This is a genomic window from Burkholderia sp. GbtcB21, from assembly GCF_019091065.1.
GTDB lineage: Bacteria > Pseudomonadota > Gammaproteobacteria > Burkholderiales > Burkholderiaceae > Burkholderia > Burkholderia pyrrocinia_C.
In genome coordinates this window covers 1-228 of the sequence record NZ_JAGXKA010000577.1, presented here as the reverse complement: position 1 = coordinate 228, position 228 = coordinate 1, and the positions used below count along the sequence as shown (strand labels likewise).

Below are 228 nucleotides of genomic sequence, written 5' to 3'. Positions count from 1 at the left end.
GCGCCGGCCTGGTGGCGCCCGACGACCCGACCGATCATCCCGACGCGCCGGGCCGTGCATGGCTGCGCGCGGCGCTCAACGGCTGGCGCGGCGGGCCCGTGATCGTGAGCCACGACCGTGCGCTGCTCGCCGACGTGCGGCGCATCGTCGAGCTGACACCGCAAGGCGCACGCACGTACGGCGGCAACTACGCGCTCTACCGCGCGCAGCGCGGCGCGGAACAGGACG

At 75.9% G+C, this 228-nt stretch carries 1 pseudogene; it reads left to right on the top strand.

What is annotated here, in order from left to right:
• Positions 1–228: pseudogene (locus KVT39_RS37710) on the top strand (ABC transporter ATP-binding protein); the annotation flags it as partial.